The organism is Kitasatospora sp. NPDC001540 (assembly GCF_042894345.1).
GTDB lineage: Bacteria > Actinomycetota > Actinomycetes > Streptomycetales > Streptomycetaceae > Kitasatospora > Kitasatospora phosalacinea_C.
On sequence record NZ_JBIAVO010000092.1, the window covers coordinates 1 to 1,533 of the forward strand.

General features: G+C 57.3%; 1 rRNA gene. It reads left to right on the plus strand.

Going from position 1 to position 1,533, the window contains the following annotated elements:
• Positions 1–1,531: ribosomal RNA gene (locus ACFY00_RS38100) — 23S ribosomal RNA — on the plus strand; the annotation flags it as partial.
• Positions 1,532–1,533: the final 2 nt, after the last annotated feature.

Genomic DNA, 1,533 nt, shown 5'->3' on the forward strand with positions numbered 1-1,533 from the left:
GGGACGTGGTGGAGCCGCCGGTCCAAGCCTGTAGTAGGTGAGCGATGGGGTGACGCAGGAAGGTAGTCCAGCCCGGGCGGTGGTAGTCCCGGGGTAAGGGTGTAGGACGTTGCGTAGGCAAATCCGCGCAGCACTAAGTCTGAGACCTGATGCCGAGCCGATTGTGGTGAAGTGGATGATCCTATGCTGTCGAGAAAAGCCTCTAGCGAGTTTCATGGCGGCCCGTACCCCAAACCGACTCAGGTGGTCAGGTAGAGAATACCGAGGCGTTCGGGTGAACTGTGGTTAAGGAACTCGGCAAAATGCCCCCGTAACTTCGGGAGAAGGGGGGCCATTGCTGGTGACGGGACGTGCTCCCTGAGCTGGTGGTGGCCGCAGAGACCAGCGAGAAGCGACTGTTTACTAAAAACACAGGTCCGTGCGAAGCCGTAAGGCGATGTATACGGACTGACGCCTGCCCGGTGCTGGAACGTTAAGGGGACCGGTTAGTCACGATTCGTCGTGGCGAAGCTGAGAACTTAAGCGCCAGTAAACGGCGGTGGTAACTATAACCATCCTAAGGTAGCGAAATTCCTTGTCGGGTAAGTTCCGACCTGCACGAATGGCGTAACGACTTCTCGACTGTCTCAACCACAGGCCCGGTGAAATTGCATTACGAGTAAAGATGCTCGTTTCGCGCAGCAGGACGGAAAGACCCCGGGACCTTTACTATAGCTTGATATTGGTGTTCGGTTCGGCTTGTGTAGGATAGGTGGGAGGCTTTGAAGCCGTGACGCCAGTCATGGTGGAGCCGTCGTTGAAATACCACTCTGGTCGTGCTGGATGTCTAACCTGGGTCCGTGATCCGGATCAGGGACAGTGTCTGGTGGGTAGTTTAACTGGGGCGGTTGCCTCCTAAAGGGTAACGGAGGCGCCCAAAGGTTCCCTCAGCCTGGTTGGCAATCAGGTGTTGAGTGTAAGTGCACAAGGGAGCTTGACTGTGAGACTGACGGGTCGAGCAGGTACGAAAGTAGGGACTAGTGATCCGGCGGTGGCTTGTGGAAGCGCCGTCGCTCAACGGATAAAAGGTACCCCGGGGATAACAGGCTGATCTTCCCCAAGAGTCCATATCGACGGGATGGTTTGGCACCTCGATGTCGGCTCGTCGCATCCTGGGGCTGGAGTAGGTCCCAAGGGTTGGGCTGTTCGCCCATTAAAGCGGTACGCGAGCTGGGTTTAGAACGTCGTGAGACAGTTCGGTCCCTATCCGCTGTGCGCGTAGGAGTGTTGAGAAGGGCTGTCCCTAGTACGAGAGGACCGGGACGGACGGACCTCTGGTGTGCCAGTTGTTCTGCCAAGGGCATGGCTGGTTGGCTACGTTCGGGAGGGATAACCGCTGAAAGCATCTAAGCGGGAAGCCTGCTTCGAGATGAGCACTCCCACCTCCTTGAGAGGGTAAGGCTCCCAGTAGACGACTGGGTTGATAGGCCGGATATGGAAGCCCTGTGAGGGGTGGAGTTGACCGGTACTAATAGGCCGAGGGCTTGTCCTCAG